Genomic DNA, 13,912 nt, shown 5'->3' on the forward strand with positions numbered 1-13,912 from the left:
TGTCGAGAAGGCGATATCGCAGAAGCGACGTCCCCGCATACGGTGTGCGGGCGCTGCGAAGTACGTGGCGGCGGCGGGTACGTTCGGGGGGTGAGACGACTGGGGCGGCGACAACCCCAAGACCCATTTCGTTCGGCAGCGCGCGCCGCTACTTGCGGGCGTCGACCTGCACGATCGCCACGCCCATCGGCAGGCGGGTGACGCGCAGGCCGGCACTGCCGGCCAGTGCGTCCAGCGCCTGTTCGGGCCGGTCGATGCGGAACGCCGCGTTGATCGCCGGCAGCTGCGCCAGGTCGCCGCGGACGAAGGTGGGGCCACGCCGATAGCGCCCGATGCGCTGGACCGCCTCGGCAACGCCCACTTCATCCAGCAGCAGTTCGCCCTGCCGCCATGCCGCGATCCGGTCGGGCGCCTCGTCGGCCAGCCGCTGCACGCGGCCACCGGGCGCGAATGCGGCACGCTGCCCGGCCTGCAGCCAGGTCCAGCCACCGCCGTCGCTGGCCGCCACCCGCACCTGGCCCTGTTCCACATCGGCCTGCACGCCGGTGGCGTCGCTGGATACCGCAAACGCGGTGGAAATATCCTCGACCACCCCGCCCTGCGCGCGCACTTCAAACCGCTGCGGCTGGCCGGGCGCCACCTGGAACCAGGCACGACCGCGCAACAGCGCGATGCGGCGCACCTGGCCATCGAACTGCACGGCAATGGCCGAATCGGCATCCAGCACGGCGCGGCTGCCGTCAGGCAGCGCGACCTCGGCGATGCCGGTACCGGTGCGGTGGTCCGATTGCAGCCGCAGCCACGCATCCGGTGCCACCCAGGCCAGCGCCAGCACCGCCGCCGCGGCCAGCGACCAGCGGCGCACCCGCGCACGCCGGCGCGGCGGCGCGAGGGTGGCCTGCGGCCGTGGCCCCACGCTGCGCCAGAGCTGGCGTTCGCGTTCGAACACGCGCCGGTGGCCCGGCGCGGCCAGCCACCGCTCGAAGGCCTGCATGCCGGTGTCATCCACCGTGCCGGAGGCCAGCCACGCGATCCACGCCTGCGCCTGGACGGCGACAGACTCGGTGGATGCGGACGGCGGCGGAAGCGGATCGATGTGCGGCGGGCTCATGGCTGGCGGGGTGGCGCGGTCGGGGGCAATGCCACCGGCAAGGGACGGAAGCGGGGCACGCGACACCGCCCCAGTATGATCAAGACGAATGGCGGGTGCGGTTCCCCAATGCCATGACGCGCGCGGGCGCCATCAGCGCCCGTTGCGGGCCCAGGCCAGGCGCTGCAGGGCAGCGCGCACGTGGTTCTCCACGGTCGTCACCGACACCTTGAGGCGCTTGGCCACGTCGGCCTGGGTCATTCCCTGCAGGCGGTTGAGCCGGAAGATGGTGCGGGTTGGCTCGGGCAGGTGCTCGGCGGCGGCGAGCACACGCTGCAGTTCGTCCTGGGCCATCGCCTGTTCTTCGGTCGACAGCACTTCGTCCGGTCCCCACAGGTAATGCTCGGCCAGCAGGCGCGCGCGGCGGGTGCGCTCACGCCCGTGGTCGGTGGCCAGGTTGGTGGCCAGCCGGTACAGATAGGCCCGCGGGTTGTCGATGGCCTGGCCGCTGTCCACCCCGCGCGCCTTGAACCAGATCGCCTGGATCACGTCCTCGGCGCCGCCGTCATTGCCCAGGATGCGCTGCACCAGGCGCAGCAACGCCGGGCGTTCGCGGATCAGCATCTCGGTGAGGGCGGAGGCGTTGGTGGTCATGCGACGGACGCAGGGGCCGGGGCGGAAGGCGCGCCATGCTACCCCGCAAATGCGAATGAGTCACGTTTGTGCGGGCGCCGGGCGCTTCACCGCGCACACCCTGCCGTGGCCGGCGCCGCAGTAGAACAGCCCGGCACCGTCGGACTCCAATCCACTGACGCCGCGTCCGTCCGGCATCTGCAGGCGGTGCTGCACCGCGCCGCTGGCCGGGTCGATGCGGCGGATGTCGCTCTGCCCCGCCTCGTCGGTCCCGTGCCAGAGTTCGCCGTCCACCCAGGTCACGCCGGTCACGAAGCGGTCCGACGCGATCGTGCGCAGGATGCTGCCGGTGGCCGGGTCGACCTGGTGGATGCGGCGCTGCCGGTATTGCCCCACCCAGAGGCTGCCTTCGGCCCAGGCCATGCCGGAGTCGGTGCCGCCGCCCGGTGCGGGGATCGACGCCAGCACCTCGCCGCTGCGCGGATCGATCCGGTCGATGCGCGCGCCGGCGATCTGGTACAGGTGGGTGCCGTCGAAGGCGGTGCCGGCATCGCAGGGCAGTGCCAGGGTGCGTACCGCGTCGCCGCTGTCCGGGTCGAACGCCACCAGCGCAGCACCGGTGGCCGCCCATACGTGGTGCCCGTCGAAGCTGACGCCGTTGACGCAGTCCGAGCCGGCGAACGGGCCGTATTCGCGCACCAGTTCGGCGGCCTCTACGGGGGCAGCGGTACCCAAGGTGTCCGTGTTCATCGTTGCAGTCTCCTGGCCCGTGGAAGGCGGTGCCTGCCAGCGACACTAGCCAATCGGCAGCGCGGCAGGGAGTAACAAAATCGTCGTGAAACCGGCCAGCGGCACCGACCGCCAGCGCTGCGCCCGGCCACGCCCCCGGGTGTGGACCTGCCCCGCGGCCTGCAGCTCGGCCAGCGCACGCTGCACGCTGCGTTGGCTGGCGCCCACCGCCAGCGCCAACGACGAGGTGGACCAGGCGGCACCGTCGGCCAGCAGCGCGACCAACGCCGCCTGCTCACCATCGAACGGGGGCACCAGCACCGTGACCGTCTGCGCGTGGCAGGGCTGGATCCGGAATCCTTGCGGGGTGGCGTCAATCCGGGCCTGCGCGGCGATAAGCGCGCGCAGGCGGCCCAGCTCTACCCGCAGCCGCACACGCAGCGAGTCGTCGGGGTGGGCAATACCGAAGACCCGTTCAATCAGCACATCGCGTTCGACCCCACCCGGCCACGCCTCGGCCAGTGCGCGCAGCAAGGCGAACAACACCGGACGCCGCGCCAGACAGTGCCACTGCGTGCCGGTGCGTACGCCCCGTCGGCATGCATCCACCACCAGCGCGCCGGACGCGAGCAGGGCCGGAACATCGTCGATGCGCAGGGTGTGCGCCACGCCGGCCTGGAGGCTGCGGGCGGCCGGCCGGTCCAGCGCGGCATGCGCCTCGTCCACCTCCCGCCGCAGCGGGGCGATGCCGGCGCGTTCGGCCGCCGCCTGGGCGCGGGCCAGGGCGGCACGCGCCGGTGCGACCTGCAGCGCACGCAAGGCCAGTGCGGCAGCGGTCAACTCGGCCATGGCGGCCAGCGCCGGCGGCATCGGGCGGTCGGCCAGCTGGGCCAGGCCATGTTCGGCATCGCGCAGGCGGCCCAGCAACAGCCAGCGCCGGGCCAGGATCAGCCAGGCCTGCAACGCATTGGCGCCGTCTCCCCGCGCATCCAGCAGTGCCGCCACCTCCTGCAGGGGCTGCGACGATCCCGCCAGCTCGCGCATGGCCAGTGCCACCTCGGCCTCGGCGACCGTGCAACGCGCCCGCGCCACCGTCTCATGCGGGCCGAACGCGCGACGGGCGCGCCGCAGCAGGTCACGCGCGGTATCAAGTTGACCGAGCTGGGCCATGGCGATGCCGCGCAGCGCCAGCGCGGGCGGGTCGTCGCGCAGCGCAACGTAACCAAGCGCGGCCAGCACATCGCCGTTGGCAAGGGCGCGAGCGGCAGCCGTGATGAGGGCATCCATCTGCACAGGCTACCTGCCCGGCGTGGCGCCTGCAGCGATCGCGCCGCAGCTTAGAGGCAGGTGGTCAGCCCTTCGTACACGGTGGTGGCGGTGCCAGGCAACAAGGTGTCGATGGCCTCCGGCCCCTGAAGCGTGGCCAGCAGCCGCGGCAAGGGGGTCTGCGCCGCCAGCGGCAGCCGGCAGGCCCAATCGCGGGCATCCACCGTGACCGCGCCCGTGTCGGCCTCGACGTCCATGTTGCTGCCGGCAAATGTCCACCGGCACTCACCCACCCGGCCGCTGGCGGCGTGTACCGAACAGCGCAGGCGCATGGCCTGCAGGTTGTAGTACTCGCCTTCGCAGAAGGTGTCGCCGCAGACCTCATCGAAACCGCGTACCAGCGCCTGTTCCAGCGCACGGAAATGCGCCCCACCCTGCCCCTGGCCGGGATAATCCCGCGCGTCCACATAACGGGCCGCCGACGCTGCGCGCTCCGGCTGCCGGACCTGCTGGAGGCAGCCGCCCACCGCCTCGCCGATGGACAGCGCCGCACCGGGCAGCACGACATCGAGCGCGTCGGCGCGTTCCAGCGACGCATGGAAGGCCTCCACCCCCACCCCCGTGCCCAGCGGCAAGGGACAGTCCCAGCGTCGGTTGTCCACCAGGACCACGCCCGTGTCCGGCGCCACCTGCAGTTCGCTGGCAATGAACAGCCAGTTGCAGGCGTGCACCTGCCCGCTGGCCGCGTTGACCGAGCAGCGCAGCTGCAGTGCGCGCAGGTTGCTGTAGTCGCCTTCGCAGAGGGTATCGGCACAGACCGCGTCGAAGCGGTTCGCCAGATGGGCTTCCAGGGAATAGAAGCGGTCCCAGTTGGCCTCGTTGCGCGGGAAATCCACCAGGTCGACGAACGGCTGGGCAAGCAGCGGGGCGCTGGGCAGCCAGGCCAGCAGGGCGAACAGGCGCAGCAACGGCCGGAAACGTGGGTACATGGCCAGACTCCAACGGAAGGAGAACCAGCGTGGCCTGGCCCGGTGCACGGGCCCATCCGGCAAGGCCGCGCCGGGCCGTGGGAAAACCCGTCGCGGGGCGGTCATCCGGCCCCCGCTGCACGCGGCCCGGCAAAGGCATAAAATGGGGGGCTATCTGCCTTCATCCCCCTCTCGGAGTACACCCATGGGTCTGGAACTCGTCTCGCCCGGCAAGAACCCGCCGGAAGAAATCAACGTCATCATCGAGATCCCGAAGGATTCCGAGCCGGTGAAGTACGAAGTGGACAAGGAAACCGGTGCGATCTTCGTCGACCGCATCCTGTCCACCCCGATGCGCTACCCGTGCAACTACGGCTACGTGCCGAGCACCCTGTGCGGCGACGGTGACCCGGCCGACGTGCTGGTGGTGCTGCCGCTGCCGCTGATCCCCGGTTCGGTGGTGCGTTGCCGTCCGGTCGGCGTGCTCAAGATGAGCGATGAAGCCGGCAGCGACGAGAAGATCCTGGCCGTGCCGATCTCCAAGGTGTTCAGCGGCTACGCCCACGTGGAAGACATCGAGCAGGTGTCCAGCCACTGGCTGGAGCGCATCGGCCACTTCTTCGAGCATTACAAGGACCTGGAAAAGGGCAAGTGGGTCAAGCTTGACGGCTGGGCCGGCGCTGCCGAAGCCAAGCAGATCCTGGTGGAAGCGCACCAGCGTTACCTCGCCAACAACGGCTGAGGCTGAACCGCATCGCTTCGGCGCTGGCCGCCGAAGCGATGGACATCACGTTTTTTGACTGCGGCACATCACTATTTGTGCCGGATTGGGTACATTGCGTCTTCACACCGTCCACGGTGCGTTTCACCGTGGTCAGCCAGGGGACTTGTCGTGCGCATTCTGCTTGTTGGGGACCAGGCCAGCCTGTCGGCTGAACTGATGGATTTCATTGCCGATCTTGGGGAAGAGTGGCAACCGCTGACGGCCTCCGATGGCCAGTCGGCCATGAGCATCGTCGCCGCCGGTCCGGTGGACGCGGTCATTGCCTGCCCTACCCTGCCCGATCTTACGGCGACCACGCTGCTGGGGCAGATCCGTACCCTGCGCCCGGAAACGATCCGGATCGCGCTGGTGGATGCCGACCACAACAACCGCCCGCCGCCGGCGCGCCTGATCGGGGTGGCCCACCGCTTCCTGCCGATCCCGCTGGCCCCGGAAGTGCTGCTGGAAGCGCTGACCAGCCTGGAAGAACTGCGCGAACTGCTCGACAGCGCGCATCTGCGCAGCGCGATCGGTCGCATCGAAAAGCTGCCTTCACCGCCGCACCTGTACCTGAGCCTGACCCAGGCGCTGGAACACGACGACGACACCAACACCGCCGATGTGTCCAAGCTGGTGTCGGCCGACCCGGCGATTGCGGCCAAGGTGCTGCAGTTGTCCAACTCGGCGTTCTTCAACAGCGGCCGCACCATTTCCGACCTGCGCACCGCGGTAACGCGGCTGGGCCTGTCGACCCTGCGCGACCTGGTGCTGGCCAGCGAGGTGTTCTCTGCCTCGGCGCTGTCCGGTGCCGAACGCAATTCGCTGCAGCAGCGCGCGTTGCTGGCCTCGCGGCTGGCAGCCAAGCTGCTGCCCGATTCCAGCGCCGAGCTGGGTGCAACCGCCGCCCTGCTGGCCGATATCGGGCTGCTGCTGCCGGGCGTGCGCAACGAGCGCGGCGCCCCGGCCGACGCGACCGATGAACGCCCCGGCCATGCCGAGGCCGGCGCCTACCTGCTGGGCCTGTGGGGCCTGCCGATGCCGATCATCGAGGCGGTGGCGTTCCACCTGCAGCCGCAGAAGTCCAACACGCGCAGCTTCTGGGTAACCGGTGCGGTGCACGTGGCACTGGCGCTGATCAACGGGGACCCGGTGGATGAGGAGTACCTGCAGCGTGCCGGCGTGCTGCACAAGCTGCCGCAGTGGCGGGACCACGCCAATGGCCTGATGGGCCTGGTGGCTGCCGAAGTCTGACGCCGGCCTCCTTGACGGAACCACCCCGCACTGGCGCGTCATGATGATGCGCCAGTGTTGTTTCAGGGCCGCAGTGCGGCAACTCCTATCGCAGATAGCTCGACGCCCCTGCCGTTGCGCCTCACGGGCGTACAGCGGTGGCCTCGATTTCGACCCGCTGCCCCGGATGCGCCAGCGCAGCCACCTGGAATGTGGACCGCGCCGGCACGTTGGGCTGCCCGGCGGCAGAACCAAAGAACTGCGCATATCCTGCGGCGAATCCGTCTAGATCCATGTTCCCGTTGTTCTCTTTCCCGCCCACCAGGAACACCTGCAGCTTGACCACGTCCTGCATGCCCATTCCCAGCCGTTGCAGCTGATCGCGGATCTGTTCAAGGACACTGATGGTCTGCATCCGGGTGTCGCCATACGGCAGCCGCGACGCACTGCGCCCATCGCCGGCAACCAGCGCAGGCAGCTTCCCGCTGAGATAGACGATGGTGCGCCCCGGCGGCACTTCGACTGCATAGGCAACCGGAACGCCTGTCGCCTCATGGCGGATGATCTCGGTGGCCGAGGCCGCGTACGCCCCTGAGAAGAACAGGGCCGTCGCCATGGCCGCACCTTGGAAGGATCCTGCCTGCATACCAAATACTCCGCATCGTCGAATGAAGTGGATCGGGCGCGGCTGTAACCGGCGCCGCTTGAACGCCTCACCTTAGTGCGTGCTGCAGCGGTATGTCAGAGCCGGATGCGTCAGCCACCGGTCCGTATGCGGCCGGCCTGGCGGCCAACGCCCCGCCCTCCACGCGCCCTGTGCCTCGGGCGCGCATAGAAAAAGGGCGGACCTTGCGGTCCGCCCTCCTCTTTTACTGCAACAGAGCTTCGATGGATCAGAAGCGCTGGGTGTACTTCATGTACAGGAAGCGGCCGATATCGAAGCCGCCGTAGTAGGCGAAGCTCGAGTTCTGCTGCGAGTACATCAGCGGACCCTTGTGATCGAACACGTTGTTCGCGCCGACCGCAATGGTGGCATCCCACGGTGCCTTCCAGCTGACCTGCAGGTCATGGAAGGTGTTGGAGCCGGTCTTGCGCAGCGGAGCGGTTTCGCCATAGGCGAAGCGGTCCGGATCGGTGCAGCCGATGTCGATGCACGGCTCGTTCAGGCCCGAGTAGTAACGCGCGGTGTAGTTGACACCGAAGTCGCCCATCGCCCAGTTGACGCCCAGGTTGGAACGCACGCGGAACAGCGCGTCCTGACCAACCTTGCCGATCATGATGCTGTCGCCGGCGCTGTTCTGGTTGGCTTCGTCGTACTTGGCCAGGTAGCTGGTCTGCCAGTCGATGCTGAACTGACCGATGGCCAGCTCCGGCAGGCGGTACTTGATGCCCAGGTCGTAACCTTCGGTTTCCATCTTGCCGAGGTTGGCGGTGCCGTAGGTGATGCCGCTGATGTGGCCATCAGCCGCACGGGTCACGCCGCTGCAACGGCCAGCATTGCCCAGCACGTAGCAGTCACGCAGGATACGGTCGACGCTGTCTTCGATGATCATGTCGCTGATCTCGTAGCGGTACCAATCCAGCGAGATGTCCAGGCCCTGCACCCAACGCGGGCTCCAGACCAGACCCATGGTCTTGCTCTTGGAGGTTTCCGGCGACAGGTTCGGGTTGGCGCCGGAGACGAACTGGTCACCCGACTGGCACGGCGTGGTCGAGCACGGCACGTTGCCCTGGCCCAGCTGCACGTAGTTGGCCGGTGCACCACCGGCAAGGCAGGCGGCATTGCCGGCCACGCTGCCCGACACGCCCACGGCGCACGGATCGGTGTAACGCTCGAAGCTCGAGCTCAGGCCACCGTACAGATCGGAGATGGTCGGAGCGCGGAAGCCCTCGGCATAGGTGCCGCGGACCAGCAGCTCGTCCATCGGACGCCAGGTCAGACCGAACTTGCTGTTGGTGGTGCCGCCGAAGTTGCTGTAGTCCGAATAACGGCTGGCAACATTCAGGGTCAGTTCCTTGGCAAACGCCATGTCGGCCAGGATCGGCACGTTCAGTTCGAGGTAGACCTCGTTCAGATCGTACTCACCCTGGGTCGACTTCTGGCCCAGGCCGGTGGACTGGCCCGACTGCGCGAAGGCGTCCGGCACGTAGGAGCCTTCTTCCTTGCGGTGCTCCACGCCCACGGCGAAGCCGAGGTCGCCGGCCGGCAGGGTCACGATGGAACCGGCCAGGTTGGCGGTGAAGCTGGTGGTCTTGGTGACGCCACGGGTGGTGAAGGTCGGGAACAGGTATTCCTGCAGCGCCGGGTCGGCGAGCGAACCCTGGCCAGCCACGCCGTACGGCAGCAGCGGGTTCCACGGAATGCAGTCGGCCAGGGACGGATCCACAACGCCGGCAACGCCGCAACGTGCCACGCCGCCTGCATCGATGTAGGACGGGCCCAATGCCTTGCGCGAACCGATCAGGCTCATGTCACCGCGCTGGGTCTTGATCGACTCATTGCGGTTCCACAGTGCACCGACGTCCCAGTCAAAGGTCTTGTCGGCCACTTCGAAGTAGCCGCTGACGGTCGGCGCGAAGCGCAGGGTCTTCAGCTGGCTGTCGGTGGTGCGCGGCACTTCCCACAGGCGGCGACGGAACTCGATGTCCTTGCCACCGACGCCATTGACGTTGGTCGGGTTGAAGGCGCTGGAGGCCGACAGCGGGGTCTTGATGTTGGACGCGCTGGACTGGTACGGGTAGCCGGCGATCTGCTGGAACGTGTTGCGCTCGTTGTAGAGCACATCGGTGTTCAGGCTGATGCGGTCGGTGAAGTCGTAGGTGCCGTTGATGTACAGCGACTTGCGCTCCACACCGGTCAGCAGGCTCATCTGCTCGTTCGAATTGACGTACTCGTCTTCGGTCAGGACGTGGTAGTCATTCGGGTTCTTCGGATCGCCGCCCGGGTTCAGGGTCTTCCACACGGCGGTCTTGGAGTCGCCGCAGTTGACCTGCAGCGGGTTGCACCAGCTGCCGGTCTCGGTGATCGGGCTGCCGTCGCCAGCAACCGAATTCGGACCACGGCCGCCATCACGGCTGTACCAGCGGTCCTTGGCCCACACCGGATCCTGCTTGGAGTATTCGGCCGCCAGGGTCAGGCTGCCGCGCTCGCCGGACGCGCCCAGCAGCATCGAGTACTGCTGTTCGTCGCCGTCGCCGTTGCCGTACTGGCCAACGCGGACGCTGGCTTCGCCACCGTCGAAGTTCTTGCGGGTGATCACGTTGACCACGCCGGCAATGGCGTCCGAACCGTAGATCGAGGACGCGCCGTCCTTCAGGATTTCAATGCGCTCCACGGCAGCCATCGGGATCTGGCTCAGATCCTGGTAACCGGCCGTGGTGGCGCCCAGGCGCTTGCCATTCATCAGCACCAGGGTGCGCTGGGCGCCCAGGTTGCGGATGTCGACGTAGTAACCGCCCACGTTCTCGCCCGAGGACAGCGAATCCGAACGCGAGATGGCCGGGGAGCCGGCCGAGGTGAGGTTGTTCAGCACGTCAGCGACGTTCGAGAAACCCTGCTTCTCCAGGGCTTCACGCGTCATCGTCAGAATCGGCTGCTGGGTCTCCATGTTGGCGCCGCGGATGCGCGAGCCGGTGACCGAGATGCGATCCAGGTCAGTGGTGCCGGCTGCAGCTTCCTGCGCCGAGGCAAAGGTCGGCGACAGCGCGAGCGCAATGCCGGCGGGCAGAAGGCCCAGCCGCACTGCAGGAGTACGAAAATTCATTTATCTCTCCGAGGTACGTTAGTAGCGTGTTAAACCGCCTCGGAAAGTTACGATTGCGTTGCGGTTAATTATTTGCGGGAAGCAACCGATGGCTTTGCCGACTTTGGCGGGAGCATTCCACCGCCCTCGCGGAAGCCTGACGCAGACTGCCCGTAACGTGCCCGAAACGCCCTTGCAAAGCTGCAGCAGTTGTCAAATCCACTGGCAGCGGCGACTTCGCCGATCATCATGTCGGTATCACGCAGCAGGTCCGCCGCGCGCTCCAGCCGAAGGCGTGCCGACAGCGACTGCGGGCTTTCTTCATACAGGCTCTGGAAGGTCTTGGACAAGTACCAGCTGGAGAAGTTGGTCAGCTCGGCCAGTTCACCGATGCGCACCACGCGGTGGCTGTTGCCTTCCAGGTACAGGCGCGCACGCTGCATGCGGCCGAACACCTGGCGCTTGCGCACGCGCGAACGTCCCGGGCAACGCTGCACGCCGGTGGCCAGCACGCGCTGCAGCGAGGCCAGATGCAGCAGCACCGGGCGCAATGCCTGCGCTGGCTGGCCGCTGGCCAGTGCATCGCGCCACAGGCGCAGCGCTACGCGGACTTCGGCGCGGCTCATGCTGCCGCGGCCGGCATACAGGCTGCAGTCTTCCAGTTCGCCCAGCGCGCGCAATGCATCGGGGGTGAGGCTCAGGCCGATGCACAGACCATCGCGGCCGGCCTGGATCATCGGCTTGGATTCTTTCTCGAAGGCAATCCATTCGCGCTGGCGCAGGCGGAAGCGACCTTCCTTGGATTCCACCCACGCGCTGCCACGCAGCTGCATCCACACAGTGAAGGTTGCGCCAGCGGTCTGCAGGCTGCCGAGCCGGGCCACGCCCAGGCAGGTGGGCAGCGGACCGTCGTCGACGATCTTGTCCAGGGAAAGCGATTGGCCGCGATCGGCCAAGGAAAGCTGACGCATGACTGCACACCGTGTTTGCCGTTGCGGGGCAAACGTTTTGCCAAATCAGGCGAGCCAGGTCAGGAAAGTCCTACGAGATTCATCCGAATTCGACACGAGGCCGATACGAAAGAAGTACGAAGACTATTTTCCCTTCAAAAACAGGGCGTTGGACACCGCCGAGAAGACCGCCACCGGGGCCTCGGGCAGCGGCATCACGCCGATGTCGGCACCGTCGGCCACCGCCAGCGCCACATACAGGGCGCTGCCATCGGGTTGCGCACTGAAGCCGTTGCCGGCACTCAGCCGATCCACGTCCAGGCAGTGCTCGGTGCGGGCAGCGCCGGCGTTGATGCGCGAAAACAGCGTGGCGCAGGCGGCACCATTGGACAGGTAGTCCACGCTGCCATCGCGCGCCACCGTCCAGGTCCGGTAGCGCCAGCGCGATGGCCGGTCCTCGCTGACCTGCTGGATGCTGCCGGTGCTGAGCTGCGCATCCACCGACCACAACCCGCCTGCCGACAGCCGGGTGAACAGCACCCGTTGCGCGCTGCGGTCGAAGCGCGCCTGCGACACCCCTTCGATACTGGCCAGCAGCCGCCACGGCGACTGCCGACGATCGAACAGGGACAGCCGCAGCCGCTCGCGCGCGTCACGGTCGACGATCAGCACGTGGTCACTGTCGCCGCCGTACAGGGCCTGCAGCGGCTGGGCGACCGGAACCGGCAACGCCACCACCTGCTCATCGCGCGGTGACACTTCATAGATCACCGGGTTGGCCTGCGCATCGCGCCCGGACACCAGCAGGTGCGTGCTGTCCGGCGACCAGTCCGCGGCCTGCCGCGTTTCCGGCCGCAGGCCTTCCACCGGGCGCAGCGAGTCGGGCCGGGTCAGGTCCGCCCACCACAGGCCGTAATTGCCGGACCGGTCGGAGGTGAACACCAGTTGCCGGCCGTCAGGGGCGAGCATCGGCTGGCCGTCGCGGCCATTGGAGGGGAACAGGCGTTGCGGTTGCCCCGGCTGGCCGTCCTTGAGCGGCACCCGGAACAGCCCGAACTGCGCCTTGCGATGCACGAAGGCCAGCATCTCGTTGTGGCGCGACACCGCCGGTGACTGCGCATCGTCGATGCCGACATCGCGCAGCGTGCGGTTCTGCGTATCCAGTTCATACAGGCGCGATTCGCTGTCCACGCGGCGGCCGAACACGATGTGGCGGCTGTCACCGCGCCAGGCCCAGCCGCGGATCTCGGCCGAATCGGCGGTGAGCTGTTCGGGCACCCCGCCGCTGGCCGGGAGACGCCACAGGTCGCCAATCTGCGGGTTGCGCACGAACACGATCCAGCGCCCATCGGGCGAGTAGCGCGGCGCGTAATCGAAGCTGTCCTCGGCCACCTCGTAGGCCAGCGGCGTCCAACGCCCACTGGCGATATCCAGGACGCGGATGCCGCGGTGGGCATGCGTGCCGGCCAGGGAGCCGAACACCAGGCCGCGTCCATCCGGGGTCCAGTCGAAGCTGAGCAGTTCGGTGCCGTCACAGCGGGTAACGTGGCGTACCGCGCCGCCGGTGGCGCTGGCGATCAGCACCTCGCAGCTGCCGCCCGGCCCGAACCGCGCGAACGCGATGTCGCGCCCGTTGGGCGACCAGTTGGGGAAGCGGTCGGAATAGCCGTCCGGGGTTTCGGCCAGCAGCCGCGCCGGCGCGTTGCCGGACGTCTGCACTTTCACCGAGCTGCCGTTGCGGGCGCTGCTGTCGGCCTCGTAGGCAACCTGCGAACCGTCCGGGGACAGCGTGGGATAGGTCTCGAACCCGGCCGTGGCGGTGATCAGCCGGTACGGCCGCTGTGGGCTGCCGATCACCCGGCTGCCATCCTCCAGCACGCCGCTGGAACCGGGCTCGGCCGACGGGCGCTGCAGCAGCAATGCGGCCATCACCAGCAGCGCCACCAGCATGGCCAGCCCAACGGCCAGCAGCACGTAGCGACGGTGGCGCCGCCAGCGGCTGCGTACCGACGCCGTTGCCGGGCCTGGTGCGGTGCGCGCTGACGCAGGGGTTACCGCGTTGGCCGCAGGCGCCACGTCCGGTTCGGCGGCCGCCGGCACGACGGGATCGTCGGCCAGCATGCGTACCGGCACCAGCAGGCGGTACCCGGTCTTGGCGATGGTTTCGATGTACGCGGTGCCGTCGCCGTCGTCGCTGGCAAACGCCTTGCGCAGCTGGGTGACCGCCTGGGTGAGGACATCATTGGTGGGCAGGGTGTCGGGCCACACCTCGGCGAACAGTTCATCGCGGGTGACCACCGCACCGGGCGAACGCAGCAACGCTTTCAGTACGCCCAGCGCCTTGGGGGTGAGCCGGCGCACGCGACGCGCACCGGGCACCGTGACCTCGCGCGAGGACAACGTGACGGTGCAGCTGCCGATACGCACGACATCGGCCGAAGGAGGCTCACTAATGTTGCTGATCATTCCAGTGGTACGAAGGACTGCAGAACAACAGGAACGCAGCATTCATCGCAACCGACACCGATCGAACGAACCGC

Annotated in this window: 11 protein-coding genes; 2 read left to right on the forward strand and 9 right to left on the reverse strand. The window is 68.1% G+C overall.

What is annotated here, in order from left to right:
- Positions 1-148: 148 nt before the first annotated feature.
- The 5 genes from ACZ0AE_RS16245 to ACZ0AE_RS16265 form a co-directional block, all read right to left on the reverse strand.
- Positions 149-1,111 carry a FecR family protein gene (locus tag ACZ0AE_RS16245; protein WP_463601609.1) on the reverse strand — a complete coding sequence of 321 codons (963 nt, stop codon included), beginning with the start codon at positions 1,109-1,111 and terminating at the stop codon, positions 149-151.
- A 132-nt stretch (positions 1,112-1,243) separates the two neighbouring features.
- Positions 1,244-1,744, reverse strand: coding sequence for an RNA polymerase sigma factor (locus tag ACZ0AE_RS16250; protein ID WP_038686421.1), 501 nt, complete (start codon positions 1,742-1,744; stop codon positions 1,244-1,246).
- 60 nt (positions 1,745-1,804) lie between these two features.
- Positions 1,805-2,473 (reverse strand): Vgb family protein, encoded by a 669-nt coding sequence (locus tag ACZ0AE_RS16255; protein WP_051598734.1) that lies wholly within the window; start codon positions 2,471-2,473, stop codon positions 1,805-1,807.
- Positions 2,474-2,518: 45 nt separating this feature from the next.
- A complete protein-coding gene (locus ACZ0AE_RS16260; RefSeq protein ID WP_463601610.1) occupies positions 2,519-3,739 on the reverse strand; it encodes a helix-turn-helix domain-containing protein in 1,221 nt (406 codons plus the stop codon).
- Between the two features lie 50 nt (positions 3,740-3,789).
- The gene (locus ACZ0AE_RS16265; RefSeq protein WP_463601611.1) at positions 3,790-4,707 is read right to left on the reverse strand and encodes a hypothetical protein; all 918 of its coding nucleotides are present in this window, start codon (positions 4,705-4,707) and stop codon (positions 3,790-3,792) included.
- 184 nt (positions 4,708-4,891) lie between these two features.
- Here ACZ0AE_RS16265 and ppa point away from each other — a divergent pair, with 184 nt between their 5' ends.
- Positions 4,892-5,428 (forward strand): inorganic diphosphatase, encoded by a 537-nt coding sequence (gene ppa / locus ACZ0AE_RS16270; RefSeq protein ID WP_354284549.1) that lies wholly within the window; start codon positions 4,892-4,894, stop codon positions 5,426-5,428.
- A 150-nt stretch (positions 5,429-5,578) separates the two neighbouring features.
- Positions 5,579-6,700 (forward strand): HDOD domain-containing protein, encoded by a 1,122-nt coding sequence (locus ACZ0AE_RS16275; RefSeq protein ID WP_463601612.1) that lies wholly within the window; start codon positions 5,579-5,581, stop codon positions 6,698-6,700.
- Between the two features lie 121 nt (positions 6,701-6,821).
- Here the strand turns inward: ACZ0AE_RS16275 and ACZ0AE_RS16280 are convergent, their stop codons facing one another.
- The 4 genes from ACZ0AE_RS16280 to ACZ0AE_RS16295 form a co-directional block, all read right to left on the reverse strand.
- Complete coding sequence (locus ACZ0AE_RS16280) at positions 6,822-7,295, reverse strand: RidA family protein (protein ID WP_463601613.1); 474 nt, start codon at positions 7,293-7,295, stop codon at positions 6,822-6,824.
- 277 nt (positions 7,296-7,572) lie between these two features.
- Positions 7,573-10,443 (reverse strand): TonB-dependent receptor plug domain-containing protein, encoded by a 2,871-nt coding sequence (locus tag ACZ0AE_RS16285; RefSeq protein WP_038686415.1) that lies wholly within the window; start codon positions 10,441-10,443, stop codon positions 7,573-7,575.
- 68 nt (positions 10,444-10,511) lie between these two features.
- On the reverse strand, positions 10,512-11,393 hold the full coding sequence (locus ACZ0AE_RS16290) for a helix-turn-helix transcriptional regulator (protein ID WP_038686412.1): 882 nt from the start codon (positions 11,391-11,393) through the stop codon (positions 10,512-10,514).
- A gap of 123 nt (positions 11,394-11,516) precedes the next feature.
- Entirely contained in the window at positions 11,517-13,838 is a 2,322-nt protein-coding gene (locus ACZ0AE_RS16295; protein WP_463601614.1) for a winged helix-turn-helix domain-containing protein, read from the reverse strand.
- Positions 13,839-13,912: the final 74 nt, after the last annotated feature.

This window comes from Stenotrophomonas sp. AC248, from assembly GCF_979258185.1.

Excerpts from the sequence above, each read along its gene's own strand:
- ACZ0AE_RS16245 (WP_463601609.1), bottom strand. The coding sequence starts at position 1,111 with ATGAGCCCGCCGCACATCGATCCGCTTCCGCCGCCGTCCGCATCCACC.
- ACZ0AE_RS16250 (WP_038686421.1), bottom strand. The coding sequence starts at position 1,744 with ATGACCACCAACGCCTCCGCCCTCACCGAGATGCTGATCCGCGAACGC.
- ACZ0AE_RS16255 (WP_051598734.1), bottom strand. The coding sequence starts at position 2,473 with ATGAACACGGACACCTTGGGTACCGCTGCCCCCGTAGAGGCCGCCGAA.
- ACZ0AE_RS16260 (WP_463601610.1), bottom strand. The coding sequence starts at position 3,739 with ATGGATGCCCTCATCACGGCTGCCGCTCGCGCCCTTGCCAACGGCGAT.
- ACZ0AE_RS16265 (WP_463601611.1), bottom strand. The coding sequence starts at position 4,707 with ATGTACCCACGTTTCCGGCCGTTGCTGCGCCTGTTCGCCCTGCTGGCC.
- ppa (WP_354284549.1), top strand. The coding sequence starts at position 4,892 with ATGGGTCTGGAACTCGTCTCGCCCGGCAAGAACCCGCCGGAAGAAATC.
- ACZ0AE_RS16280 (WP_463601613.1), bottom strand. The coding sequence starts at position 7,295 with ATGGCGACGGCCCTGTTCTTCTCAGGGGCGTACGCGGCCTCGGCCACC.
- ACZ0AE_RS16285 (WP_038686415.1), bottom strand. The coding sequence starts at position 10,443 with ATGAATTTTCGTACTCCTGCAGTGCGGCTGGGCCTTCTGCCCGCCGGC.
- ACZ0AE_RS16290 (WP_038686412.1), bottom strand. The coding sequence starts at position 11,393 with ATGCGTCAGCTTTCCTTGGCCGATCGCGGCCAATCGCTTTCCCTGGAC.
- ACZ0AE_RS16295 (WP_463601614.1), bottom strand. The coding sequence starts at position 13,838 with ATGATCAGCAACATTAGTGAGCCTCCTTCGGCCGATGTCGTGCGTATC.